Consider the following 24834-nt stretch of genomic DNA (forward strand, 5'->3'; position numbering starts at 1 on the left):
GCGGCCGGGATCAGCCCAGCAGCGGCAGCAGCGGCCCCAGGTCGGCCCGCTCGCCGCGGACCCGGACCCGGGCGGCGTCCCGCTCCTCCTGCCAGACGGCCCGCCCGGTGGCGAGCCTGACCCAGGTCAGCGGATCGGTCTCCACGGTGTTCGGGGGAGTGCCCCGGGTGTGGCGCGGTCCCTCGATGCACTGCACGACCGCGAACGGCGGGATCCGCACTTCCGTGGAACCGCCCGGCGCCTTCACCGCGAGGGCGTCCGCGAGCAGCCGGGTGCAGGCGGCGAGCGCCTGCCGGTCGTAGGGGATCTCCAGTCCGGTGGCGGCGGCCAGGTCGTCGGTGTGCACCACCAGCTCGACGGTGCGGGTGACGAGGTAGTCACCGAACCGCATCCCGCCGAAGCGCATCGGGACCAGCCGGTCGGCGGGGGAACCGGGGAGCAGGGCCCCGATCCGCTCGGCGGTGCGTGCGCAGAGCTCGTCCGCCTCCCCGAGCCCGGCGAAGGAGCGGGTGTCCCCGTCGACTGCGGAGGCCGCGGTGGAGGTGGCGAACGGCCAGTCCAGCAGGGCGAGATCCCGGGTGCGCGGCTCGGGCCGCTCCAGGCTCTCGGCCGCGAGTTGGGCCACCATCGCGATGTGGGCGCAGAGTTCGCGCACGGTCCACTCCCCCAGCCGGGTGGGCAGGGCGAGCTGCTCGGGCGTCAGCCGCCCGACCGCCGCGCGGACGTGGGAGAACTGGGCGAGGACCGCGGCCACGACCTTCGCATGGTCGTAGGAGCGGGGGCGCTTGGCGGCAGGGGGCATGGCCCGACCCTACGGCCCGGCGGTGCGTCGCGGGGTCCGCGCGAAGGATCGCACCGCGCAGGGGCCCGCGCGGCACCCGGGGGCCCGGGCAGGGCAGGACCACGCGGCCGGAGAGCCGGGCGGCGGGGCACGCCCGGGCACGGCGGAGCCCCGCCCGGCGGCGCGGGACGCCGTGCCGGGCGGGGCTCGGGGGCTCCGGGGGCGGAGCCGCGCCGATGCGCGTCAGGCCAGCAGGCCCGGGATCGTCTCCTCGTGCGCGGTGCGCAGCTCGTCGAGCGGGATGCCGAAGGCGCCCTGGACCTCGACCGCGTCGCCGTCCACGACACCGATCCGGGTCGCGGGCAGCCCGCGCGCGCCGCACATGTCGGTGAAGCGCAGCTCCTCGCTGCGGGGCACGGCGACGATCGCCCGCCCGGCCGACTCGCTGAGCAGGAAGGTGAAGGCGTCCAGGCCGTCCGGCACGACCAGCCGGGCGCCCTTCCCGCCGCGCAGGCAGGACTCGACGACCGCCTGGACCAGCCCGCCGTCGGAGAGGTCGTGCGCGGCGTCGATCATGCCGTCGCGGGAGGCCGAGATGAGGATCTCCGCCAGCAGCCGCTCCCGGTCGAGGTCCACCGCGGGCGGCAGACCGCCGAGGTGGTCGTGGACGACCTGGGACCACGCCGAGCCGCCGAACTCCTCACGGGTGTCGCCGAGCAGGTAGAGCAGCTGCCCCTCCTCGGCGAACGCGATCGGCGTGCGCCGTGTCACGTCGTCGATCACGCCGAGCACGGCCACCACCGGGGTGGGGTGGATCGCCGTCTCGCCGGTCTGGTTGTAGAGCGAGACGTTGCCGCCGGTCACCGGGGTGCCGAGCGTCTGGCAGGCGTCCGCGAGCCCGCGGGTGGCCTCGGCGAACTGCCACATCACGTCCGGGTCCTCGGGGGAGCCGAAGTTCAGGCAGTCCGAGACCGCGAGCGGCCTGGCTCCCGACGCGGCGACGTTGCGGTACGCCTCGGCGAGGGCGAGCTGCGCCCCGGTGTACGGGTCGAGCTTGGCGTACCGGCCGTTGCCGTCGGTCGCCATGGCCACACCGAGGTCGGACTCCTCGTCGATGCGCACCATGCCCGCGTCCTCGGGCTGGGCGAGCACGGTGTTGCCCTGCACGAAGCGGTCGTACTGGTCGGTGATCCACGCCTTCGACGCCTGGTTCGGCGAGGCGACGAGCCTGAGCACCTGGGCCCGCAGCTCCTCGGCGTCCGCCGGGCGGGGCAGCGCGTTCGCGTCGTCCGCCTGCAGGGCGTCCTGCCAGGACGGGCGGGCGTAGGGACGCTCGTAGACGGGACCCTCGTGGGCGACCGTGCGCGGCGGCACGTCGACGATCTGCTCGCCGTGCCAGTAGATCTCCAGCCGCTCGCCCTCGGTGACCTCGCCGATCACGGTGGCGATGACGTCCCACTTCTCGCAGATGGCGAGGAAGCGCTCGACCTTGTCGGGCTCGACGATCGCGCACATGCGCTCCTGCGACTCGCTCATGAGGATCTCCTCGGGCGAGAGCGTCGCGTCGCGCAGGTGGACGCGGTCGAGCTCGACGCGCATCCCGCCGGAGCCGGCGCTGGCCAGCTCGGAGGTGGCGCAGGACAGCCCGGCGCCGCCGAGGTCCTGGATGCCCGCGACGAGCTTCTCCCGGAAGATCTCCAGGGTGCACTCGATCAGGAGCTTCTCCTGGAACGGGTCGCCGACCTGGACGGCGGGGCGCTTGGCGGGCTTGGAGTCGTCGAAGGTCTCGGAGGCGAGCACCGAGACGCCGCCGATGCCGTCGCCGCCGGTGCGGGCACCGTAGAGGATGACCTTGTTGCCGGGGCCGGAGGCCTTGGCCAAGTGGATGTCCTCGTGCTTCATCACGCCGATGCAGCCGGCGTTGACCAGCGGGTTGCCCTGGTAGCAGGAGTCGAAGACGACCTCGCCGCCGATGTTCGGCAGGCCGAGGCAGTTGCCGTAGCCGCCGATGCCCGCGACCACGCCCGGCAGCACGCGCCTGGTGTCCGGGTGGTCGGGGGCGCCGAACCGCAGGGGGTCGACGACGGCCACCGGGCGGGCGCCCATGGCGAGGATGTCGCGGACGATGCCGCCGACACCCGTCGCCGCACCCTGGTAGGGCTCGATGTACGAGGGGTGGTTGTGCGACTCGACCTTGAAGGTCACCGCGTAGCCCTGGCCGACGTCGACCACGCCCGCGTTCTCGCCGATGCCGACGAGCAGGGCGTCGTTCTCGGGGGCCTTCTCCCCGAACTGGCGCAGGTGGACCTTGCTGCTCTTGTAGGAGCAGTGCTCGGACCACATGACGCTGTACATGGCCAGTTCGGCGCCGGTGGGCCGGCGGCCGAGGATCTCGCGGATGCGCGCGTACTCGTCCTCCTTGAGCCCGAGTTCGCGCCAGGGCTGCTCCGCGTCAGGCGTCCCGGAGGCGTGCTTGACCGTGTCGAGAGTCATGAGGCGCTGACCAACTTCTTGAGGATCGAGGTGAAGAATCCGAGCCCGTCCGTGCCGCCCGTGCCGATCAGCGGCTCCACGGCGTGCTCGGGGTGCGGCATCAGGCCCACGACGTTGCCCGCCGCGTTGGTGATGCCCGCGATGTCGCGCAGCGAGCCGTTGGGGTTGCCGTAGCCGTCGGCCGCGTCCCCGCCGGCGGTGTAGCGGAACGCGACGCGCCCCTCGGCCTCCAGCTCGTCCAGAGTGCGCTCGTCGGCGGTGTACCGGCCGTCCATGTTCTTCAGCGGGACCGAGATCTCCTGGCCCTGCTCGTAGTCGGCGGTCCAGGCCGTGGCCGCGTTCTCCACCGTCAGCCGCTGGTCGCGGCAGATGAAGTGGAGGTGGTTGTTGCGGAGCATCGCGCCGGGCAGCAGGTGCGCCTCGGTGAGGATCTGGAAGCCGTTGCAGATGCCGAGCACCGGCATGCCGCCCCTGGCCTGCTCGATGATCGTCTCCATCACCGGCGAGAAGCGGGAGATGGCTCCGGCGCGGAGGTAGTCCCCGTAGCTGAACCCGCCCGCCAGGACGACCGCGTCGACCTGGTGCAGGTCCTTGTCGCGGTGCCACAGCGGCACGGCCTCGGCGCCGGCCACGCGCACGGCGCGCAGGGCGTCCTGGTCGTCGAGGGTTCCGGGGAAGGTGACGACTCCGATACGCGAGGTCACGATTCGACCCTCACGACGAAGTCCTCGATGACGGTGTTGGCGAGGAAGGTCTCGGCCATCTCGTGGATGCGGGCGAGGGCGGCGTCGTCGACCGTCCCGTCCACCTCCAGCTCGAAGCGCTTCCCCTGACGTACGTCCGCGATGCCGTCGAATCCCAGACGGGGCAGTGCACGCTGCACCGCCTGCCCCTGGGGGTCGAGGATCTCGGGCTTGAGCATGACGTCGACTACGACGCGAGCCACGGGCACTCCCGGTGGTGTGTTGCGAGGGCGGTTCCCTCAGCGTACCCGGCCGAGAAATCTACGCGAGTAGATATCCTTGGACACCACACGGAAATCCCGGATAGGAATGCCGAGGGGGTTTGCCGCGGACACGCGCAGCGAATTGCCGGGGCTTCACAATGCGCCGCCCGCCGCTGTACAAAGGAATGCAGAGGAAAGCAGCATTGCTCCTCGCCGACCGCTTATCCGGCGTCCTGGCACGTCAGAAGCGGTGACACCGCAGGGAAAGGACCGATATCCGTGGCTCAGCGAGTAGTCGTCACACTCTCCGACGACATCGACGGAGGAGAAGCGGCGGAAACGGTCATGTTCGGCCTGGACGGGAAGTCGTACGAGATCGACCTCAATACCTCCAATGCAAAGAAACTGCGCAAGGCCCTGGCACCGTACCTGGCCGCGGGCCGGAAGCGGTCCGGGGGCGCGGGGCGGAGGCCCGCACCCGAGGCGTACCGCCACACCGCGGTGGAACCGGCCCCGTCCGCCGTCCGCGCCTGGGCGCAGTCGCGGAAGATGGACATCCCCGCCCGGGGGCGCATCCCCAAGCACGTCTACGAGGCGTTCCGCGCGGCGAGTTGAGCTTCCGGGAGCGGCGGGGGGCCGTCGCACCCGATCCGACTTGCACGACCCCCCCGATGATCGGCTAGAGTCTGGAGCACGCCGAGGGGAGAGGCCGAAAGGCCCGAACCGAGGATCGTGCGGGTGTAGTTCAGTAGTAGAACATCCCCCTTCCAGGGGGAAGGCGCAGTGTGCAATTCCTGTCACCCGCTCTCCACCTCTTACCGACCACCGTTGTGGATCAGGTACAGTGGTGAACGCGCCGCCCGGTGAAAGCCGAGCGGAGGCACTGCGGACGTGGCTCAGTTGGTAGAGCATCACCTTGCCAAGGTGAGGGTCGCGAGTTCGAATCTCGTCGTCCGCTCGTGGCACGAAGGCCCCGATCATCACGATCGGGGCCTTCGTCGTCTCCGCGTGCACCGCGCACCTCCCGCCCGGACCCATGACATCCGTCACGGGCGGCGATGACAGCACGCACTGCCGCCGCCGCACGGGCGGCGGAAGCCTGGTGGCATGACCGACGCCACACTCCGGAGCGCACTCGAAGCCGCTCGCTCCGCATCCGGGCCCGAGGAGCACGCGATCGAGGCGCGCGGCCTCCACCGCACCTACAGGGGCGGGTACCGGGCCGTCCGCGGCATCGACCTGGACGTCCGCCACGGCGAGGTCTTCGCCCTGCTCGGGACCAACGGGGCCGGCAAGACCTCCACCGTCGAACTGCTCGAAGGGCTCGCCCCGCCCGGCTCCGGCACCGTCCGCGTCCTGGGCCGCGACCCCTGGCGGGAGCGCGCCGCCGTACGCCCCCGTATCGGGGTGATGCTCCAGGAGGGCGGCTTCCCCTCGGACCTGACCGCCGCCGAGACCGCCCGGATGTGGGCCGGCTGCACCAGCGGAGCGCGCCCCGTGCCCGAGGCCCTGGAGCTGGTGGGCCTCGGACACCGGGCGGGGGTCAGGGTCAAGCAGCTCTCCGGGGGCGAGCGCCGCAGGCTCGACCTGGCCCTCGCGCTCCTGGGCCGTCCCGAGGTGCTCTTTCTCGACGAGCCGACCACCGGCCTCGACGCCGAGGGGCGCCGCGACACCTGGGAGCTGGTGCGCGCCCTCCGGGACGGCGGCACCACGGTGCTGCTGACCACGCACTACCTGGAGGAGGCCGAGTCGCTGGCGGACCGGCTGGCGATCATGCACCAGGGCCTCGTCGTCACCTCGGGCACGCCCGCCGAGGTGACCGCCGGCCGCCCGGCGCGCATCCGCTTCAGCCTGCCCGAGGAGGTCGCCCCCGCCCGGCTGCCGCTCTCGCTCCACGCGGCCGCCGACGGCCGGCACGTCGAGATCCGCACCCACCGCCTCCAGGAGGACCTCGGAGCCCTGCTCCGGTGGGCGGCCGAGGCGGAGGTGGGGCTGCAGGGACTCGACGCCCGCTCCGCCTCGCTGGAGGAGGCGTTCCTGGACATCGCCGGGCACGCGGGCGGGAGCACCCCCGGCGGCGGCGCACCGGACCTCGGCGGCACACCCGCCCACGGCAACGGCAACGACAACGACAGGACGGTGAGGGCCCGATGACGGCCACGACGACGACCGCGGGACGGCTGACGGCCCTGGGACGCGCGGAGATCACCCTGCTCGTCCGCAACCGGTCCTCGCTCTTCGTCGCGCTGGCCCTGCCCGCGCTGATGGTGGTCGCGGTCAGGAACTCCCTCGGGAGCCTCGACCTGGCCGGCACCGGCATCGACCCCGACACCGCGCTGATGACGAGCGGCACCGGCCTCGCCCTCGTCCTCGTCGTCCATATGAACCTGGTCTCCGCCTATGTCGCACGGCGCGAGGACCTGGTGCTGAAGCGGCTGCGCACGGGGGAGGCGTCCGACGCGGAGATCCTGGCGGGCTCGGCGCTCCCGGCCGCCGCCCTGGCACTCGCCCAGTGCGCCGCGCTGGGTGCGGCGGGCGCGGCGCTCCTCGGCACCGGAGCGCCCGAGCGGCCGTGGCTGCTCGCCGCCGGGGTGCTCCTCGGGGTGGTGCTGATGGCGGTCCTGGCCGCGGCGACGTCCGCCGTGACCCGGACCGTGGAGAGCGCCCAGATCACCACACTGCCGATGCTGCTGCTCTCCTCGGTCGGCTCGGGCCTGGTCCTCCCGCTGGCCCTCCTGCCGGACCGGCTGGCCCGGCTGTGCGAGCTGCTGCCGCTGACCGGGGCCATGACCCTGGTCAGGGCCGGGTGGACCGGCGGGGCCGAGCCGGCCGAGCTCGCCACCGCGGTGCTGGGGGCTCTGGCCTGGACGCTGCTGGGGGTGTTCGCTGTGCGACGGTGGTTCCGCTGGGAGCCCCGGCGCTGAGCGTCCGCCCCGCCCCCGGCGTCCGGGGCGAGGGGGACCCCGGACGGCGGGGGCGCGGGGACCGCGGACCGGCGGGGGCGCGGGGACCGCGGACCGGCGGGCGGAAGACGGGGCGGACGAGGAGGAGGGACCGGGTGGGGCTCTGGAGCGGCCGCAGCGGAGCGGCGAAGGTCGACCTGTACACGCGCGGCTCGGTGTACGCGATCCACTGGGGCGCGGTGCTGTGCGTCGTCCTGGTGGCGGCCGCCCTCCTGGTCAGCGCCGCGGGGCGGCCGCTCCTGGTCTCCGCCGTCCTGCTGCTCGCACTGGTCAACGGCGTCCTGTGCCACCGCCTCGCCCGCACCGCGATCGAGGCGTACCTCGGCCGCAGGGCCTACCCCGGGCGGCTGCTCGCCCTCTGCGCCGCCGCCACCGCCGGACTGGCGGCACCGGTGGTGGCAGCGGGGACGACCGTGCCGGAGGGGCTGCTCCCGCTGCTCCTCGGCTGCTGCCTGGCCCCGCTCTCGGGCGGCCACTGCCTGCTGCCGAGGGCCCGGACGGTCGCCCTGCACCAGGTGCTCGCCCTCGTCGTGCTCGCCGCGGTGCTGCCGGGGGCCGGGTACGGGGCGGGCGACGCGGTGGCCGTCGCCGTCACGGTGGGGCTGATCACCGGATGGCTCGCGGTCACGGTCCGGGTGTCCCTGTGGGTGCTCGCCGTGATGTGGAAGCTCCACGCGGCACGGGACGTCGAAGCCCGGCTGGCCGTCGCCGAGGAGCGGCTGCGCTTCGGACGCGACCTCCACGACGTGCTGGGCCGCAACCTCGCGGTCATCGCGCTCAAGAGCGAGCTGGCCGTCGAACTCGCGCACCGCGGACGGCCGGAGGCCGCCGACCAGATGACCGAGGTCCAGCGGATCGCCCGGGAGTCCCAGCGCGAGGTGCGCGAGGTGGTGCGCGGCTACCGGGACGCCGACCTGCGGGCCGAACTGGACGGGGCGAGCAGCGTGCTCGCCGCCGCCGGCATCGGGTGCACGGTGCTGACCGCCCCGCACCGGGGGGCCGTCCCGCGGGCCCACGGCGGCGACCGGGAGCTGTCCGCGCTGGACGCCGCCGTCCAGTCCGCGCTCGGCTGGGTGGTCCGTGAGGCCACCACCAACATCCTGCGGCACGGCGACGCCCGGCACTGCACGATCTCGGTCGGCCTCGTCGAGGGGAGCGCGGTCCTGACCGTCGAGAACGACGGGGCGGGAGCCCGGGCCGCCGCCCCCGTCGGCCCGGGCTCCGGTCTGGCGGGGCTGCGGGAACGCCTCGCCGCGGTCGGCGGCAGCCTGGAGGCCGGCCCGCTCGGCGGCGACCGCTTCCGGGTCGCCGCCCGTGTTCCGCTGCCGGGGCCCGAGAACCCCGGCGCCGGGGGAGCGGGGACAGCGGCACCAAGCGCCGGCCCCGTGCCCCGGCCGCCGGGCCCCCGGCGGGCCCCGGGAGAGCACCGAAGCGCCCCGGGGCGGAAACCGCTCCGCACGGGCACCGAGCCGAAGGAGCCCGCGTGAACCCGCGTGTACGCGTCCTGCTCGCCGACGACGAGCACCTGATCCGGGGCGCACTCGCCGCCCTGCTCGCCCTGGAGGACGACCTGGTCGTCGTCGCCGAGGCCGCCACCGGGCCCGAGGCCCTGGCGATGGCCCGGGCCCACCGGCCGGACGTGGCCGTGCTGGACCTTCAGATGCCGGGCGCCGACGGCGTGACGGTCGCCACACACCTCAGGGACGAACTGCCCGGGTGCCGCAGCCTGATCGTGACCAGCCACGGACTCCCCGGGCACCTGAAGCGGGCCCTGACCGCGGGGGTGCGGGGCTTCGTCCCGAAGACCGTGAGCGCCCGGAGGCTCGCCGAGATCATCCGCACCGTCCATGCGGGAAACCGCTATGTGGACCCGGAGTTGGCGGCCGACGCGATCTCCGCGGGCGACTCCCCGCTGACCGCGCGCGAGGCCGAGGTGCTGGCCCTGGCGGAGGACGGGGCGCCCGTCGCGGAGATCGCCGCCCGGGCCTCGCTGTCCCCGGGAACCGTGCGCAACTACCTCTCCTCGGCGGTCTCCAAGCTCGGCGCCGAGAACCGCCACTCCGCGGCGCGTCTCGCTCGGGAGAAAGGTTGGGTATAGTGGGCTCCGCGCTACGGCGCATGCGGACGTGGCTCAGTTGGTAGAGCATCACCTTGCCAAGGTGAGGGTCGCGAGTTCGAATCTCGTCGTCCGCTCGGTTCGAAGCCCCCGGTGATCTCGCCGGGGGCTTCGTCGTGCCCCCCTCCTCCACCGCACCCGCTTCCCCGGCTTCCCGCAGGCCCCGGGGAGGAGGTCCGCGGGAGGCCCGGCGGCACGGCCCGGCACCGGCCGGGCCCAGGGCGATCGCGAACGCCGGACCGGGCCCCACGGCGGAGCGCGGTGCGCGGCGGCCCGGCGCCGTCGGCGCGCGCCAGGCCGTTGCACCGTCCGCCCGTGGGGCGCGGTGCGCGGCCTCCGGTGCGCACCCTCGCACGGCGGAGGGGCGTCCTCGTACCCGAGGCACACGGACGGCCCCGGCAACGCAGCGCGCGTGCCGGAGGCCGCGCGCCGGCCCTTCAGGACCAGGCGGTGCCGGTCAGCAGCTCGTAGGCCTCCAGGTACTTGGCCCGGGTGGCCGCCACGACCTCCTCGGGCAGCGCCGGGGGCGGCTCCTCGCTCCGGCGGTCCCAGCCGGACGCCGGCGAGGTCAGCCAGTCGCGGACGAACTGCTTGTCGTAGGAGGGCTGCGGGTGCCCCGGCTCCCAGGCGTCGGCGGGCCAGAAGCGGGAGGAGTCCGGCGTGAGCACCTCGTCGGCGAGGACGAGCGTGTCCCCGTCGAAGCCGAACTCGAACTTGGTGTCGGCCAGGATGATGCCGCGGTCCCGGGCGATGTCCCGCGCCCGGGCGTACACGTCGATCGTCGTCCGGCGCAGCAGCGCCGCCGTCTCGGCGCCGACCTGGCGGGCGACCTCCTCGTAGCTGACGTTCTCGTCGTGGTCGCCCACGGCGGCCTTGGTCGCCGGGGTGAAGATCGGCGCCGGCAGCTCGGACCCGTCGGCGAGCCCCTCGGGGAGCGCCAGGCCGCAGACGGTCCGGGACTGCTCGTACTCGGCCAGTCCCGACCCGGTGAGGTAGCCGCGCGCCACGCACTCCACGGGCACCATCCGCAGCGAGCGGCACACCAGGGTGCGGCCCTCCCAGGAGGCGGGAGCGCCCTCGGGCAGTTCGGTGGACAGGACGTGGTGGGGCACCAGGTCCTTCAGCCGGTCGAACCACCACAGCGACAGCCGGGTGAGCACCCGCCCCTTGTCCGGGATCTCGGTGGGGAGCACCCAGTCGTACGCGGAGATGCGGTCGCTGGCGACCATCACGAGGTCGCCCGCCTCGTTCCGGTACAGGTCGCGCACCTTGCCGGTGTGCAGATGCACCAGTCCCGGCACCTGGACGGGCTCGGGCTTTTCGACGAATCCGGACACGGTTCCTCCCCGTGGTTCAGTACGACGGCACCGATTCTCCCGTACCGGCGGGGCTCTCCCGACCAGGGGGCGCCGTGCCGCGCGCCGACCGCCCGCCGGGCCCGCCCCCGCGCGCGGCGGGGCGCGGCGGGGCGCGGCGGGCAGCAGCGCGCGCACGGCGGGGCGCGGCGCTCAGTCGCGTTTGCAGATGCGGTCGAGGAGGTTGGCGGTCGCACGCTGGACACGGGCGTCCACATGGCCCGGCCGGTCGAGCGCGGGCGACCAGGCGAAGGTCCCCGAGGCGAAGACCAGCGCCCCGGAGGGCGCCCGGTAGAGCGAGGTCTCCTGGTGGCGCACCACGCCCTCGCCGTCCCGGTAGGGGGAGTGGGCGAGCAGGATCCGCCGACGGTGCTCGGGGAGCGCGGTGCGCGGGAAGTAGCGGTCGGCCTCCCCCGCGACGAGACCGGGGATCTCGTCGCCCTCGCCCGCACCGGTGGCCTCCCACAGCCAGTGGTCCGCGTTGCGCACCACCATGGGGGACGGCTCGGGCACCCGGCCCGCGTACTGGATGCCGAGCAGCTGCTGCTCGGCGCGGTCCAGCTCGCGCCAGAGCGCCGGGCGCCCCGGGCCGCGGCGCTTGCGGCAGGTGAGCAGCCGGTCCGGCACCCCGGAGGGCGAGGGGCCGAGCCGGATCTGCCAGTAGAGGGTGTTGGCGGAGAGGAACACCAGCGAGGTCCCGCCGTCCCGGGCCCGTTCCGCCGCCTGCCGCATGGGCACCGACCAGTACTCGTCGTGGCCGGGGAAGACCAGGCCCCGGTAGCGGGCCGGGTCGACGCGGCCCGCGTGCAGGTCCCGCGCGTCCGCGTAGGCCAGGTCGTAGCCGTACCGCTCGGCCCAGCGGATGAAGTCGTAGGCGTGGCCGACGTGCAGCGGGAGGCCGGCACCGGCGTACGGGCGGTCGAAGGAGACCGTCGTCGCGGCCTCCGCCTCACCGAGCAGCCGGCCGTCCCCGTCCCAGGCGTGGTAGAGGCTGGCGCCGGTGCGCCCGTCCTCCGGGTAGAGGTTGTAGGCCTGCCAGGTGACGTCGGGCAGGAGCAGGAGCAGGTCCGCCGGATGGTCGTCGCGGACCGTGAACGGGATGTGGGAGCGGTACCCGTCGAGGGTTGTCAGCACCGCCACGTAGGCACCGACGGACCAGTACGAGGGGATCTGCAGCCGCCACGAGAGCCACCAGTGGTGGCAGGAGACCGTGCGGTCGGCGGTCAGCGGGGGCGGCTGGACGATCCCGGAGAGCCGGGGGCTGGTGGTGATCTTCGCGGCACCGTCCCCGCCGTAGTGCCCGATCCGGTAGACGTCGACCGAGAACTGCTGGGGCGGGTCCACGGTGATGTGGAAGTCGACGGCCCCGCCGGGCTCGGCCGCTCCCGGGGAGACGAAGCCCTTGATCTGGTGGTGGACGTCGTCGGCGGTGCGCGGGCGGCCGGAGCCGCCCCGGGCCATCGCCTCGTCGGCGTACCAGGGGACGACCTGCCCGGTGTCGCCGAAGTACTGCTCGCTGCCCCGCAGCCAGGGCAGCGGCCCCTGGCCGAAGGGGTCGCTGACGGCATGGGCGAGGGCGCCCGATTCCCATCGCCGGACCCTCTCCGCCCCCATGCCGTGCCTCCTCGGTGCCCCGGACCGCCGGTGCGCGCCGACCTGTGCAGCGCCGGTCTCCAGCACATCACATAACGCACTCAGCCCGTCACCGTTCGTCGCGAATTGACGTGAAACGGAAGGGACTTCTCCGTATCTTTCCGGCGTCCCGGGCATGCAGCCCGCATATCCGGCGCGTTTGCGTGGCTGCCCGTGACGACTTCCGCGATGGGGACCGCGTCCGACCGATCCGTACCGCCAAGGAGCGGAGGACGAGCCGGTACGGGACGAGGAAGACCGGCCGGCGACCGGACCCGAGCGGTTCTCGGCAGCGGCCGCTCCGGGCTCCGCGGACCGTGCACGCCTCTGATCGGACTCCCCCGGGCGGCCCCACCGCACGGACCGCTTCCGGCCACCGGCCCCCGCCACCGGCCCCGGCGACCGGCACGCGCGAACCGCCGCCGGTCGTATCCGCCCCAGTGGGCCGCAGGCGTCGACCCCGATGACGCCCCCGTCGAACCGCCCCCGTCGAACCGCCTCCGGCCGAGGAGGCTCCCCGGCCGGGCACTCACACCAGCCGCACGGGCTTCTCCGGGCGCACTCCGAGCGACCCCAGCCAGACGCGCAGCGGCGTGGCGTCGCCCTCCTCCACGAGGCTGAGCACCGGGGGCAGCAGGTCCGCGCAGCGCTCACCGTCGACCAGCAGGACGGGGCCGTCCAGCCAGTCCATACCGGGCGCCGCGCCCACGGTGTCGATCGCCGTGCAGCACACCATGGCGACCACATGGTCGGCGAGCAGTTCCCGCCCGGTGCGGGGCGGCTGCAGGGGAACCAGCGGTGTCGTGTCCCCGCCCCACAGCGCGGACACCTCCTCTGCGGCGGGGGCGGCCGCCTCCTCGCCCGGCGCCGGGGGGCGCTCCTCCCCCGGGCGGCCCGGACCCGGCCCTCCGGCCGCCTCCTCGCGGGCCGCGCGGGCCGTGAGCGCGGCCGCCAGTCCGTCCCCCGCGGCGGTGCCCGGCTCCCGGGAGAGGTGCTCCATCACCCGGGCCAGCGTCGGACCGCCGGGACCCGTCGCCGTCGGCACCCCGAGTTCGTCCAGCACCCCGTGGATACGGGCCGCCTGCACCCGCCAGGTGCGGTCCACGACCTGCTCGGGATAGGCCTCCCAGGCGACCGGGGCCCACGGGGGCCCGGACCGGCCTCCGTGGAAGAGCCGGGCCGCCAGCAGGGACACCGCCTCGTCCACGGCTCCCGGCTCCTCCAGCAGGTCGCACGCGGGGCGCTCGCCCAGCCGGGAGGCGAAGCCGTCGGCGAGCCGGTCCCGGCGGGACAACTCCGTCAGGGCCGCGACCACGCCCGCGTCCAGCCGCGAGGGCCAGCGGCCGATCCGCCAGGCGGGGAGCGCCACCCGCGTCAGCAGCCGGTCCCATCCGGCGTAGGCGAGGCCGACCTGCTCCTGTGCGACGACCCTCAGCCCGTAGTCCACGCCCTTGGCGCGTTCGGACGAGGCCGTCGCGACCCAGCGCTCCATCTCCGCCGCATCCGTCCGGCAGGCCCGCAGCAGCAGCGCGGCGACGCGGCCCGCCAATGCCCCGAGGGGCCCGGCTATGCCCCGCCGCCCGGCGGGCCCGGCGGCGTCCGCGACCGCCGCGTCCAGCGCCCGGACGAACCGGCGGGCGGCGGCTATGTCCGGGTCCGCGGCCGGGCCCGCGCCCGCCACCACCGGCGCCAGCACCGCGCGCAGCTCGGCCACCCGCATCCACCACAGGAACGGTGAGCCGATGACCAGCACCGGGCCCTCGCCGGACCGGCGGGCACCGGTACGGCGGTGGGACGGGTGGGAGCGGTCCTCCAGCCAGCTGTCGCAGTCGGGCGTGAGCGCGAGGGCGGACGGCGCCGGGACGTCGAGGCGGTCGGCCAGGTCCTCCACCAGCCGGTGGAGGTCCGGGGCGGCACCGGGCGCGAGCTCCACGGTGGGCGTGAGCGCGGGGGACGCACGGGCGATCACCGCGGCCACCGCCGCGGCCGCCAGCAGCACGGCCACCGCACAGGCCCCGGTGATCCAGCGCGCCGTGTCCCAGCCCGCGCCCCGCATCGGGCCCGCGGCCGCGCCGGCGAGCAGCACGACGGCCGCCGCCGCGGGAAGCAGCGCGGCGGCCGTGGCCCAGCCGCGCACCCGCAGTACGGCGAGAGCCTTGGAACGGGCGCCGTGAGTGCCGACGGAAAACCCGGAACCGGACACCACCGGATCTCACCCCCTCTGCCCTGCGACGGTGTTGGTCACTCCCCCACTGTGGCACCGGCCGCCGACATCGCAATGCCGGTGAGCCAAGTGCCGGAACGCTTGCGCCGCACCATAGTTGGGGGTTCGGCGACCGTCATCCGGATGGCCCAGCCATCACCCGATGGAATGGCTTTGGGGCAAGGGTGGGACGCGAGGGGTGGACACCGCACGCCCGGACCGGGACGCGGGCCCCGCGCAGGCGGGCGGGGACGCAGGTCCCACGACTTCCTCCAGCGCAGGTCCCGCACGAAGGCCCCGCGCGGGCGGGCGGGGACCGGGTACAGCGGTGGACGCACACGGAGGGAGCCCGGGGCGCGATGCCGCCGGGCTCCCTCCCGCCGTGGTGCGCGCAGGCGGCGCGGGCTCACTCGCCGGCGGCGCTCCGGGCGATGTCGGTGCGGTGCTGGGAGTCGGCGAGCCGGATCCGGGAGACGGCCCGGTACGCCCGCTCACGGGCCTGGGCGAGGTCCGCTCCGGTCGCGGTCACCGACAGCACCCGCCCGCCCGCGCTGAGGACGGCCCCGCCGTCGCGGCGGGTGCCCGCGTGCAGCACGTAGGCGTGCGGGGCGTCCTCGGCCGCGACCTCCTCCAGACCCTCGATCGGGTCGCCGGTACGGGGCGTGCCGGGGTAGTTGTGCGAGGCCACCACCACGGTGACGGCCGCGTCCTCACGCCAGTGCAGCGGCTCCAGCGAGTCCAGCGTCCCGTTCGCCGCCGCGAGCAGTACGCCCGCCAGCGGGGTCGTGAGGCGGGCCAGGACGACCTGCGTCTCCGGGTCGCCGAACCGGGCGTTGAACTCGATCACCCGCACCCCGCGGGAGGTGATCGCCAGCCCCGCGTACAGCAGGCCGGAGAACGGGGTTCCGCGGCGCCGGAGTTCGTCGACGGTCGGCTGCAGGACGGTCTCGACGACCTCGTCGACGAGCTTGGGGTCGGCCCACGGCAGCGGCGAGTACGCGCCCATGCCGCCCGTGTTGGGGCCCTCGTCGCCGTCCAGGGCGCGCTTGAAGTCCTGCGCGGGCCGCAGCGGCACGACGGTGGTGCCGTCCGTGACCGCGAAGAGCGAGACCTCGGGACCGTCCAGGAACTCCTCGATCACCACGCGGTCGCAGGACAGCGCGTGCTCACGGGCGGCGGCGAGGTCGCTCGTGACGACGACGCCCTTGCCCGCGGCGAGGCCGTCGTCCTTGACCACGTAGGGGGCGCCGAAGGCGTCGAGCGCCTCGTCGACCTCCGCCTCGGTGGTGCAGACGTAGCTCCGGGCCGTGGGAACGCCCGCCCCGGCCATCACGTCCTTGGCGAAGGCCTTGGAGCCTTCCAGCTGCGCCGCCTCCCGGGACGGGCCGAAGCAGGGGATCCCCGCGGCGCGCACGGCGTCGGCGACACCCGCGACCAGCGGCGCCTCCGGGCCGACGACGACGAGGTCGGCCTCCAGCGACGCCGCCAGGGCGGCGACGGCCCCGCCGTCCAGCTGGTCGACGGCGTGCAGCTCGGCCACGTCGGCGATACCGGCGTTCCCGGGCGCGCAGTGCAGGGCGGTGACGTCGGGATCGAGGGACAGGGAGCGGCACAGGGCGTGTTCGCGGGCGCCGCCGCCGATGACAAGGACCTTCACGGGCGCCAGCCTAGCCGCCGGGCGCCGGAAGTCGTCGTACGGGCCTCCGAGGGAGGATCCGCTACTCGTTCGTATATTCCTCCACCACGGTGGCGCCGAGCTCGCGGACGATCAGGTCGTGGCCGGAGAGGGCGGAGTCGACCAGGTCCGGGTCGTCCTCCTCGGGGACGTCGTCCTCCAGGGAGACCGGCGGCGGAGCGGGGGGCTCCGCGGAGCGGGGCGGCTCCTTCGGGGCGGCCTGCTGCGGCGCGGGCTGCTGCGAGGCGGGCGCGGCCGGAGCCTCCGGCGGCCGGGGGGCCTGGGGCGCGGCGGGGGCGGGCGGGCGCTGCGGGGGCGCGGCCCCGCCGCCGGGACCGCCGTACCCGCCGCCGTACCCGCCGGAAGGGGGCTGGCCCGGACCGGAGGGGTGGCCCGCGCCGCCGGACGGGTCGACGATCGCCTCGATCTTCCAGTGCACGTTGAAGCGCTCGGCGAGTGCCTGCCGGAGCACGTCCTCGCTGCCGCTGCCGGCGAAGTTGTCCCGGGCTCCGGCGTTGACGAAGCCGACCTGGAGCGTGGTGCCGTCGAATCCGGCCACCTGGGCGTTCTGGCTGAGCAGGATCCAGGTGAACCGGCGGCGGTTCTTGACCGCCTCCAGGATGTCCGGCCACATGGTCCGCACCTGCCCGGCCCCGCCTCCGGCCGGAGCGGCCGCGGACGGCGCCGGGGGTTGCGGGGCCTGCGGGGGTTGCGGGGCCTGCTGCCGAGGCGTTGCCGGGGCGGCCGCGGGCTGGGGCGCACCCTGCCCGGGCGAGGCCGCGGTGGGCCAGCCGCCGGGGCGGCGGCCCGGCTCGGCCGCCGGGGCGGGCGGCGCGGGCGCGGCGTCGCCACCGGGGCCTGCCGAGGCCCCGGGCCAGGCACCCGGCCGGGCGGGGGCCGCCGGGGGCTGGGGGTCCGGGGCGGGCGCGGGCGCGGCCGGGGCGGGCGGGGCGGGCGGGGCCGGGGCCTCGGGCCGGGGAGCGGCGGGAGCCGCGGGAGCGGGCGGCTGCTCCGCGCGCACGGCGGCGCGGGCCGCGGCGGGGCCGCCGCCCGGGGGGACCTGCGCCACATGCGCCTGGGCGTCGGGGCCGGGCACATAGCCCATGGCCGGTGCGGGGGCGCCCGCGGGGAGCCCGGCCGCGGCACCGCGCTCCAGGCGCTCCAGCCTGGCCATCAGCGAGCGCTCGTCCCCGAAGGCCGCGGGCAGCATGACCCGGGCGCAGATCAGCTCCAGCTGCAGCCTCGGGGAGTTCGCGCCCCGCATCTCGGTCAGGCCCTGGTTGACCAGGTCGGCCGCACGGCTCAACTCGACCGCGCCGAACACGGAGGCCTGCGCCTGCATCCGCTCCACCACGTCCTCGGGAGCGTCGATCAGGCCCTTGGCACCCGCGTCCGGGACCGCGGCGAGGATCACCAGGTCGCGCAGGCGCTCCAGCAGGTCCGCCACGAAGCGGCGGGGGTCGTTGCCTCCCTCGATGACCCGGTCGACCACGTCGAAGGCCGCGGCGCCGTCCCCGGAGGCGAAGGCGTCGACCACCGCGTCCAGCAGGGAGCCGTCGGTATAACCGAGGAGGGCCGTGGCCATGGCGTATGTCACACCGTCCTCGGCGGCGCCGGCCAGCAGCTGGTCCATCACGGACATCGAGTCCCGCACCGAGCCGGCCCCGGCCCGCACGACCAGCGGCATCACGCCGTCCTCGACCGGAATGCCCTCCTTGCCGCAGACCTCGGCGAGGTAGTCCCGGAGCGTGCCGGGCGGCACCAGCCGGAAGGGGTAGTGGTGCGTACGGGAGCGGATGGTCCCGATGACCTTCTCCGGCTCCGTGGTGGCGAAGATGAACTTCAGGTGCTCCGGAGGCTCCTCCACCACCTTCAGCAGGGCGTTGAAGCCCTGCGGGGTGACCATGTGGGCCTCGTCGATGATGTAGATCTTGTAGCGGCTGCCCGCCGGCCCGAAGAACGCCTTCTCCCGCAGGTCGCGGGCGTCGTCCACACCGCCGTGCGAGGCCGCGTCGATCTCGATGACATCGATGGAGCCGGGGCCGTTGCGGGCCAGGTCGAGGCAGGACCGGCACTCGCCGCACGGGGTCGGGGTGGGCCCCTGCTCGCAGTTGAGGCAGCGCGCCAGGATGCGCGCGCTGGTCGTCTTGCCGCAGCCCCGCGGACCGCTGAACAGGTACGCGTGATTGACCCGGTTGTTCCTCAGGGCCTGCTGGAGCGGGTCAGTGACATGCTCCTGTCCGATGACCTCGGCGAACGACTCGGGGCGGTAGCGGCGGTACAGCGCAAGGGACGACACGCCTACGAGGTTATCGGGGCCCACGGACAACCGGAGCGGCCCCGTTGCGGCGCCCGCCCCGGGAGACCGCTCCCCCGGAAACGCAGACGCCCCCCACGCACCCGCCAGAGCCGACCTACCCTTGCTGCCTTCCGGCCCTGGGGGAGTTCAGTCAGATAGCGCCACGTGAGGGGCTGCGCCCCAGGTTACCCGATCCCGGGGGGTGCTCAGACCCCCTCGGGGGTCCCCACGGAACGGGTTCGCGAGCACCCCCCGACGTCATGTAATGTTCCCGGCGGAGGATTCGCCTAGAGGCCTAGGGCGCACGCTTGGAAAGCGTGTTGGGGGCAACCCCTCACGAGTTCGAATCTCGTATCCTCCGCCAGTGCCTCACCGGGCACGATGTCGAAGGGCCCCACCGCAAGCGGTGGGGCCCTTCGACGTGTCTCAGCCTTCGTTGTCCTGGTTCTTGTCCACAAGGACTGTGCCGACGTCGCCCCAGATCGCCGTTCCGATCTTCCGGGCGACCTCCTTCATCAGGTGGTCGGAGACGTGCAGGTACCGGGCCCGCATGCGTGCGGCACCGCCGGGCTCCCAGCCCATGATCTGGTCGATGACCCGGTCCGGTACACCGAGCAGCATCAGCACCGTGCCGGCCGTGTGACGGGCGTCATGCAGCCGCCCGCCCCGCACCGCAGTGTCCTCCAGCAGCCGCTTCCAGTCGCGGTGGTCCGCTTTCGGGCTCAGCGGCCCGCCGAGCTGCTCGGTGAAGACGTACTCCGACTCCGTCCGGATGTTGCCCGCGGCCGTGTGCTCCCGTGCCTGCTGTCCCGTTGGGTGCGCAGTATGGTCCCCAGCGGGCCGGGCAGCGGCACCGCGCGCCGTCCCGCCTTCGGTTTGGCGTTCTTCGTCTCACGGCGGGTCTGCACACGATCGGGGCAGTAGCCGGGCTTCCTGCCGCAGGGGCAGTGTCCGCGCATCCGTGGGCGTACTTAGGGCGGAGCCGGTTCCGGCGCAGCTTCAGGTACTCATCGCGGAGATCGACGCTTCCCAGCGAAGCCCAAGGGTCTCGCCCTTCCGGGCCGCCGCCAAGGAGATAGAGCCCCACCGCTACCACCCCACGCCGACCGACGCGTCCGGCCCAACGGCCGCATCGACGACAAGCCCGCCAAGGTGCAGATCGGCGGCGGAGCCCACCGCATCCACGGATCCTTGAACATCGACCTCGTGACGCCGGCCGAGTTCGTCTGGGACATCCCCCTCCAGGACGACAGCACCGTGGAGATCTTCTCCGAGCACTTCCTGGAGCACAGTGACTACCCGCGCCCAGCCAAGCACAGCGAACTGTCCCTCGCCGCCACCCCAACGCCGTCGCCTGGGCCCGACGTTCACACCGTCGGCATCCTCCAGCGGTGGCGCTTCCCCGACAAGGGGATCGAAGTCGCCCGGCTCCTCGTCTCGGAGCTGGCCGCCAACGCGATCCAGCATTCACGCCCCACGAAGACGCCTGAAGCGGTCGTGGGTGTACCGATCGAACCAATGTCTGTCTGGACGCACTCGCCTCCGTCCCGCGGCCGGCGCTGCCAGAGGACCCCTCAAGGCCCACCGACGCCGCCACGCCGCCGGGGCTCCAGCCGACGCCACCCTGCGGATCGAGCCCTGCCCTGGTGATGGCCCCCGAGGTGGAAACAACGGGTGAATCGTTGCAGCTTGCCTTCGTCGCCACGTTGCAGCGCCTGCAGCCGCAGCATCGGGCGGCCCTGACCCTGCGGGACGTCCTCGGTTTCTCCGCCCGCGAAGTCACCGACCTGCATGGTGCGCGTTCATCACACGGTTCGATCCCACGGCCCGGCGGACGAGAAGCTTCGGCATCGAGGCAACCAGTTCCCACAATCCGTCAGAAGCCAGCCGTGCGCAGACCAGCACTCATGACCGCTCATGATGCGAATCAGCCGTACGCCGCAAATAAGCCATTCTATTTAAGCCACACCGGACCCACCCGCCCGATCACCTATGATCAAAAAGTGACAGCATACACGGGTGCAGCTCCAGGGGTTCGCAAGCTCTCCAGGCTGACCATCAGCAAGGTCTCGGTCGGACGTGGTGACAACAACTGCTATCTGCTGCACTGCCATTCGACCGGACAACAGCTGATGATCGACGCAGCGAATGAGCCGGAAACCCTGCTCGACTTCTGTGATCGTCGCTTGGACGCTGTCGTGACCACTCATCAACATTGGGACCACTGGGAGCATGCACTTGCAGCCGTGGTCGAGGCCACAGGCGCCACGACTTTCGCCGGAGAGCCTGATGCGCCGGGCATCGATGTACCCACTGACGTTCCGTTGCACGACGGCGACACCATAACCTGCGGCGCGTTCGAGTTGAGGGTAATACGACTGACCGGCCACACACCGGGGAGCGTCGCGTTGCTGTACGAAGACCCGGACGGTCATCCACACCTGTTCACCGGTGACTCACTTTTCCCTGGCGGGTTGGGAAACACCTTCGGTAACACCGATGCATTCATCTCCCTCTTCGAGGATGTCGAGGGAAAGATCTTCAATAATTTGCCCGATGAGACATGGGTCTACCCGGGACACGGTCGGGACACAACACTCGGCGCGGAACGGCCTTCACTCGCCGAATGGCGGGCACGCGGCTGGTAAACGCTCCTCGACTTTCGAGGGACGCCGGGGCACCGTGAGGCCATTGCCTGGACAATGACCGGGCTACTTGGCAGAGCCCTTCTCGCGGTAGCCCCGTTGAATCTGCCGAAGGTAGGTTCAACGAGATTTCTGGTGGGGCAACCCCTCACGAGTTCGGATCTCGTATCCTCCGCCAGCCCAGAGGGCCGGACCGCGAAAGCGGTCCGGCCCTCTGGCGTTCGTCCGTCTCGGTTTCCGTCTCAGTCGGGAACTCCGTCGCCCCCGGGCGGCTCCCGGAGGACGTCCCCGACTTGCTGCGCGACCTTCCCCAGCAGCGTCCCGGTCACGTGCATGTGCCGGGCCCGCGTACGTGCCGCTCCCCCCGGGGTCCCAGTCCGTGATCGCGGCGACCACGACGCCGGGACGCCGAGGATCGGAAGGACCGTCGCAGCGGTACGGCGAGCGTCACGGAAGCGGCCGTCTCACACGCCCGCGTCCCGCGCGGTCGCTTCCGGACGCGGAAGCCGGTGTTCGGCTGCCGAGGCGCCCCCTCCGCCCGAAAATAACGAACTGGTAACGCCGCGCGAGGATGTCGGTCGGTGCTCGCTCCCTCCCCCTGACGTCAGTCTTCGAGCAACGGGAGTACAGAGCACATGCACACCAGAACCGGCAGGCTCCTGGCCGCTGCGGCCTCCCTCACCACGCTGGCGGTCGGGGCTTCGGCCTCACCGGCCGCGGCGGACGACGCCAAGACCGGGCGCGTCCTGGTCGTCGTGGCCAACTTCGCCGACCGCGCCCACCCCGACCCCGCGGCGATGCGGGCGGACGCCCTCGACAAGTACTTCGGTCCCGGCGACTCCCTGTCCACGTATTTCACCGAGGTCTCGCGCGGCCGCTTCACCTTCGCGCCCGCCGCCAAGGAGAAGGTCATCGGCCCGCTGACCTTGAAGGAGAAGGCCGGCTGCGGCGGCAACGGCCAGCTGCGGAAGGTCCGCGAGGACGCCGAGGCCCAGGTGACCGCCAAGGGCCTGGAGCGGAGGAAGGACTGGGACCACCTGTCCATCGTCCTCCCCAACATCAGCTGCTACTGGGTCGGCATGGGCTCCGTCGGCGGCCGTTTCACCTGGCTGAACACCAAGAACAACGCCGTCTCCGAGACGACGATCCGGCACGAGTTCGGCCACAACATCGGCTTCGGCCATCAGGTCCGCTACCAGTGCAAGGACGGCAACCTCGTCGACTGCAAGGACCGCGCCGCCGTCGCGGGCCGGTCCCCGATGGGCGGCAACGGAGGGGCCGGGCTCTCCGCCAACCAGCTGATCCGCATGGGCTGGCTGGAGACCGCCGAACACCAGCGCGTCACCGGCTCCGGAACCTTCAGCCTCAAGCACCTCTACGGCACGCAGAACGGCACCCGTGCGCTGGAGATCCCCCTGAAGGACAAGCAGAGCCTGCTCCTCGAATACCGCCGGCCCTCCGGCCACCTGGACAAGAACCTCGATGGCGTCTACGCCTACCGCGTCGACGACGGCAAGTACCACACCGCCGTCCCGATCGTCCTGACCACCACCGACCGCAACGCCGGTGTCACCGAACTCCGCGACGACGCCAGCAAGGTGACCGTGAAGGTGACCGGCCGGACCGCCGACGCCGCCACCATCGCCGTCGGCCTCGACGGCAAGGCCCCGGCCGCCGGCGCCGCGCCGAGCACCGCCGTCGCGCCGGAGGAAGCGGCCGACACCACCGCTCCCATGGAGGTCACCGACCCGGCCGTGCCCACCGGTCCCGGCGACGTCGACGAGAGCGGCACCGACTCCGCACACGAGCACGCCACACAGGACGAGGCCACGCAGCAGGAGACCGCGCAGGACGGCGACGCCCCGAACACCGCGCAGTCCTCGACCGACGCGCCGTCCGGCAAGGTCGGCCACACCCCCGGCCTCCCGGGCCAGAACCTCGCCGCAACGGGCAGCGACGGCACCACGCTCACGCTGACCGCCATCGGCGGCACCGGGCTCTTCCTCGGCGGCGCGTTCGTCGCCGCCCGCCGAGCCCGCTCCCGGCGCAGGGCCTCCCAGAGCCTCTGACCGGCCCCCTACGGCGCCCGGCCCCACCGGGCGCCGCCTCGTTCGCCCAGGCCCCGCGGCTTCCCTCCCCAGACGCCGGGCCTGGGCGAACGCCCCGCTCAGGCCGCCGCCACCCGACCGCCGCGCTTCACGGTCTCGACCAGGTACCCGAACCCGACGCCGCCACGGGCACCGGCCGCACCGCGGGGCATCCCGGGGCGCCCGACGGCAGCGGCCCGGGACACAAGCCGCGGCAGACCTCTCCACCCGGCGCCCCGCGGTGTGCCGCGCCCTCGTGACAGCCGCCCTCAGACCTGCCGGGCGCACCTCGGCCGAGACTTCGGAGGAACGCTTCTCATGACCACGACCCATCCGGAGGACGCCGCACCCTGGGGCACAGCCCCGGCAGCCCCTCAGCCGTACACACCGGCCCACTGGCCGGACGGCTGGTACCCCCAGGAGTGGTACGCCCACGAGCAGCAGCCGTACGCTGCCGCGCCGCACCACCACTGGCCCCACCACCCGCACCCGTACGAATACGACCCGCAGGCACAGGCACCCGGCCCGGCGCCGCACAGCTGGTACGCCCACGAGCAGCAGCCGTACACCCCCGCCCCCCACCACGACCACTGGCCCCACCACGCGCACCCGTACGACCCGCAGGCACACGCACCCGGCCCGGCGCCCGACGGCTGGTACGCCCACCCCTCAGAGCCGCACCCCCCAGCCCCCCACCACGGCTGGTCGCCTGGCACCCAGGGCGACACCGGCGGGGCCCTCCTCCCACCAGAGCCCGTTCCCGACGCGAGCGCGGCTCCGGAGCCCGCGACACCGGCCCCGGAACCCGCGGCACCGGATGCGGAGGAAGCCTCCTCACCACAACCCGTCTCACCACAGCCCGCGGCCCGACGGGCGTCGAGGCGCCGAGCCGGCTCCCGGCGGCGCCAGGCGCCCGGCCGCCGCAGGAAGCCGCCGTCCAAGGGCGCCTCCCGGGCCGCGAGCACGATGCTGATCACCTCGGGCCTGGCCATGGTCCTCTTCGTCGTCCACCAGGTGTGGTGGACGAACGTCCAGGCCCGCGCCGAGGCCGACGAGGCGCTCTCCAGGCTGGAGCAGACATGGACCGACGAGACCCCTGACCCGCAGAGGGCCGACGAGACCGGGGCGTTCGAGCCGGGCGAGGGGTTCGCGATCCTCCGCGTCCCCGCACTCGGGCTGGCCTCACCGATCGCGGAAGGCACCGGGACGGAGCAGGTGCTCGACAAGGGGCTGGTGGGGCACTACACGGGAACGGGGATGCCCGCCGACCCCACCGGGAACGTCGTGCTGGCCGCGCACCGGAACACCCACGGCGAGCCGTTCCGGGAGATCGACAGACTGGCGCCCGGGGACAAGATCATCGTGGAGACCGCGACCGCCTCCTACACCTACGAGGTCGCCGGCCGTATCCCCGAGACACCCCCGACCGACGTCAGCGTGCTCCGGCCGATCCCCGGCGGATCGCCCTTCACCACCTCCGGCCGGTACATCACCCTCACGACCTGCACCCCCGAGTACAGCACCCGGGGACGCCTCATCGTCTTCGGCCGGCTCGTCGAGGAACGCCCCCGGAGCCGGAGCTGACCTTCCTTCCGGAGGCCGGGAGCGGGGCGGCGCCGACGACGGACGGCGTCCCCCG

General features: G+C 73.6%; 18 protein-coding genes, 4 tRNA genes, 1 other RNA gene and 1 pseudogene. 13 read left to right on the top strand and 11 right to left on the bottom strand.

Annotated elements, in window-relative coordinates; all coding sequences use genetic code 11:
* Positions 1 to 10 precede the first annotated feature (10 nt).
* From ACGF15_RS12475 to purS, 4 genes are all read right to left on the bottom strand, one after another.
* Entirely contained in the window at positions 11 to 802 is a 792-nt protein-coding gene (locus ACGF15_RS12475) for a sterol carrier family protein (RefSeq protein ID WP_392798369.1), read from the bottom strand.
* 222 nt (positions 803 to 1024) lie between these two features.
* On the bottom strand, positions 1025 to 3274 hold the full coding sequence (gene purL / locus ACGF15_RS12480; protein WP_362609315.1) for a phosphoribosylformylglycinamidine synthase subunit PurL: 2250 nt from the start codon (positions 3272 to 3274) through the stop codon (positions 1025 to 1027).
* Positions 3271 to 3978: a phosphoribosylformylglycinamidine synthase subunit PurQ gene (purQ, locus tag ACGF15_RS12485; protein WP_345616289.1), complete on the bottom strand. Its 708-nt coding sequence runs from the start codon at positions 3976 to 3978 to the stop codon at positions 3271 to 3273. The genes purL and purQ overlap by 4 nt, the downstream gene beginning before the upstream one ends.
* A complete protein-coding gene (gene purS, locus ACGF15_RS12490; protein ID WP_256526241.1) occupies positions 3975 to 4220 on the bottom strand; it encodes a phosphoribosylformylglycinamidine synthase subunit PurS in 246 nt (81 codons plus the stop codon). The genes purQ and purS overlap by 4 nt, the downstream gene beginning before the upstream one ends.
* Positions 4221 to 4499: 279 nt before the next feature.
* On the opposite strand from purS, the gene ACGF15_RS12495 reads away from it, so the two are divergent.
* The 8 genes from ACGF15_RS12495 (at position 4500) to ACGF15_RS12530 (ending at position 9376) form a co-directional block, all read left to right on the top strand.
* Positions 4500 to 4835 carry an Lsr2 family protein gene (locus tag ACGF15_RS12495; RefSeq protein WP_256526240.1) on the top strand — a complete coding sequence of 112 codons (336 nt, stop codon included), beginning with the start codon at positions 4500 to 4502 and terminating at the stop codon, positions 4833 to 4835.
* 119 nt (positions 4836 to 4954) lie between these two features.
* Positions 4955 to 5026, top strand: a tRNA-Gly gene (locus tag ACGF15_RS12500).
* A gap of 79 nt (positions 5027 to 5105) precedes the next feature.
* Positions 5106 to 5178 (top strand) — tRNA-Gly (locus ACGF15_RS12505).
* A 149-nt stretch (positions 5179 to 5327) separates the two neighbouring features.
* Positions 5328 to 6374 carry an ABC transporter ATP-binding protein gene (locus ACGF15_RS12510; protein WP_392798374.1) on the top strand — a complete coding sequence of 349 codons (1047 nt, stop codon included), beginning with the start codon at positions 5328 to 5330 and terminating at the stop codon, positions 6372 to 6374.
* The gene (locus ACGF15_RS12515; protein ID WP_362609307.1) at positions 6371 to 7144 is read left to right on the top strand and encodes an ABC transporter permease; all 774 of its coding nucleotides are present in this window, start codon (positions 6371 to 6373) and stop codon (positions 7142 to 7144) included. Before ACGF15_RS12510 ends, ACGF15_RS12515 begins: the two co-directional genes overlap by 4 nt.
* A gap of 134 nt (positions 7145 to 7278) precedes the next feature.
* A complete protein-coding gene (locus tag ACGF15_RS12520) occupies positions 7279 to 8670 on the top strand; it encodes a sensor histidine kinase (RefSeq protein WP_392798378.1) in 1392 nt (463 codons plus the stop codon).
* Entirely contained in the window at positions 8667 to 9281 is a 615-nt protein-coding gene (locus tag ACGF15_RS12525; RefSeq protein ID WP_345616284.1) for a response regulator transcription factor, read from the top strand. Before ACGF15_RS12520 ends, ACGF15_RS12525 begins: the two co-directional genes overlap by 4 nt.
* A 22-nt stretch (positions 9282 to 9303) precedes the next feature.
* Positions 9304 to 9376 (top strand) — tRNA-Gly (locus ACGF15_RS12530).
* Between the two features lie 360 nt (positions 9377 to 9736).
* Here the strand turns inward: ACGF15_RS12530 and ACGF15_RS12535 are convergent.
* The 6 genes from ACGF15_RS12535 to ffs all read right to left on the bottom strand — a co-directional run bounded on the left by ACGF15_RS12535 (position 9737) and on the right by ffs (position 18641).
* Positions 9737 to 10636, bottom strand: coding sequence for a phosphoribosylaminoimidazolesuccinocarboxamide synthase (locus ACGF15_RS12535; RefSeq protein WP_392798381.1), 900 nt, complete (start codon positions 10634 to 10636; stop codon positions 9737 to 9739).
* Between the two features lie 171 nt (positions 10637 to 10807).
* Positions 10808 to 12268, bottom strand: coding sequence for a N,N-dimethylformamidase beta subunit family domain-containing protein (locus tag ACGF15_RS12540; protein WP_345616282.1), 1461 nt, complete (start codon positions 12266 to 12268; stop codon positions 10808 to 10810).
* Positions 12269 to 12815: 547 nt separating this feature from the next.
* Positions 12816 to 14489 (bottom strand): hypothetical protein, encoded by a 1674-nt coding sequence (locus ACGF15_RS12545; protein ID WP_392798384.1) that lies wholly within the window; start codon positions 14487 to 14489, stop codon positions 12816 to 12818.
* A 406-nt stretch (positions 14490 to 14895) separates the two neighbouring features.
* Positions 14896 to 16146: a phosphoribosylamine--glycine ligase gene (gene purD / locus ACGF15_RS12550; RefSeq protein WP_345616280.1), complete on the bottom strand. Its 1251-nt coding sequence runs from the start codon at positions 16144 to 16146 to the stop codon at positions 14896 to 14898.
* Between the two features lie 61 nt (positions 16147 to 16207).
* Positions 16208 to 18463, bottom strand: coding sequence for a DNA polymerase III subunit gamma and tau (locus tag ACGF15_RS12555; RefSeq protein ID WP_392798387.1), 2256 nt, complete (start codon positions 18461 to 18463; stop codon positions 16208 to 16210).
* Between the two features lie 81 nt (positions 18464 to 18544).
* An RNA gene (gene ffs / locus ACGF15_RS12560) (signal recognition particle sRNA small type) lies at positions 18545 to 18641 on the bottom strand.
* A 98-nt stretch (positions 18642 to 18739) separates the two neighbouring features.
* Between ffs and ACGF15_RS12565 the strand changes: the two genes are divergently transcribed.
* Positions 18740 to 18827 (top strand) — tRNA-Ser (locus tag ACGF15_RS12565).
* A gap of 62 nt (positions 18828 to 18889) precedes the next feature.
* Here the strand turns inward: ACGF15_RS12565 and ACGF15_RS12570 are convergent.
* Positions 18890 to 19522: pseudogene (locus ACGF15_RS12570) on the bottom strand (tyrosine-type recombinase/integrase); the annotation flags it as partial.
* A 132-nt stretch (positions 19523 to 19654) separates the two neighbouring features.
* Between ACGF15_RS12570 and ACGF15_RS12575 the strand changes: the two are divergent.
* The 4 genes from ACGF15_RS12575 (at position 19655) to ACGF15_RS12590 (ending at position 24779) form a co-directional block, all read left to right on the top strand.
* Positions 19655 to 20113, top strand: a complete 459-nt coding sequence (locus tag ACGF15_RS12575; RefSeq protein ID WP_392798390.1) for a hypothetical protein — start codon at positions 19655 to 19657, stop codon at positions 20111 to 20113.
* A gap of 335 nt (positions 20114 to 20448) precedes the next feature.
* The gene (locus ACGF15_RS12580; RefSeq protein ID WP_376427947.1) at positions 20449 to 21111 is read left to right on the top strand and encodes an MBL fold metallo-hydrolase; all 663 of its coding nucleotides are present in this window, start codon (positions 20449 to 20451) and stop codon (positions 21109 to 21111) included.
* A 632-nt stretch (positions 21112 to 21743) separates the two neighbouring features.
* Positions 21744 to 23177: a hypothetical protein gene (locus ACGF15_RS12585; RefSeq protein WP_392798393.1), complete on the top strand. Its 1434-nt coding sequence runs from the start codon at positions 21744 to 21746 to the stop codon at positions 23175 to 23177.
* Between the two features lie 336 nt (positions 23178 to 23513).
* Positions 23514 to 24779 carry a class E sortase gene (locus ACGF15_RS12590; protein WP_392798396.1) on the top strand — a complete coding sequence of 422 codons (1266 nt, stop codon included), beginning with the start codon at positions 23514 to 23516 and terminating at the stop codon, positions 24777 to 24779.
* The last annotated feature ends 55 nt before the right edge of the window (positions 24780 to 24834 follow it).

The sequence above is a fragment of the Streptomyces sp. NPDC048001 genome, assembly GCF_043203115.1.
In the GTDB taxonomy this organism is placed as follows: Bacteria; Actinomycetota; Actinomycetes; order Streptomycetales; family Streptomycetaceae; genus Streptomyces; species Streptomyces sanyensis.

Coding starts and splice junctions, on each gene's coding strand:
- ACGF15_RS12510 (WP_392798374.1), top strand. CDS start 5,328: ATGACCGACGCCACACTCCGGAGCGCACTCGAAGCCGCTCGCTCCGCA.
- ACGF15_RS12590 (WP_392798396.1), top strand. CDS start 23,514: ATGACCACGACCCATCCGGAGGACGCCGCACCCTGGGGCACAGCCCCG.
- ACGF15_RS12585 (WP_392798393.1), top strand. CDS start 21,744: ATGCACACCAGAACCGGCAGGCTCCTGGCCGCTGCGGCCTCCCTCACC.
- ACGF15_RS12540 (WP_345616282.1), bottom strand. CDS start 12,268: ATGGGGGCGGAGAGGGTCCGGCGATGGGAATCGGGCGCCCTCGCCCAT.
- ACGF15_RS12475 (WP_392798369.1), bottom strand. CDS start 802: ATGCCCCCTGCCGCCAAGCGCCCCCGCTCCTACGACCATGCGAAGGTC.
- ACGF15_RS12515 (WP_362609307.1), top strand. CDS start 6,371: ATGACGGCCACGACGACGACCGCGGGACGGCTGACGGCCCTGGGACGC.
- purL (WP_362609315.1), bottom strand. CDS start 3,274: ATGACTCTCGACACGGTCAAGCACGCCTCCGGGACGCCTGACGCGGAG.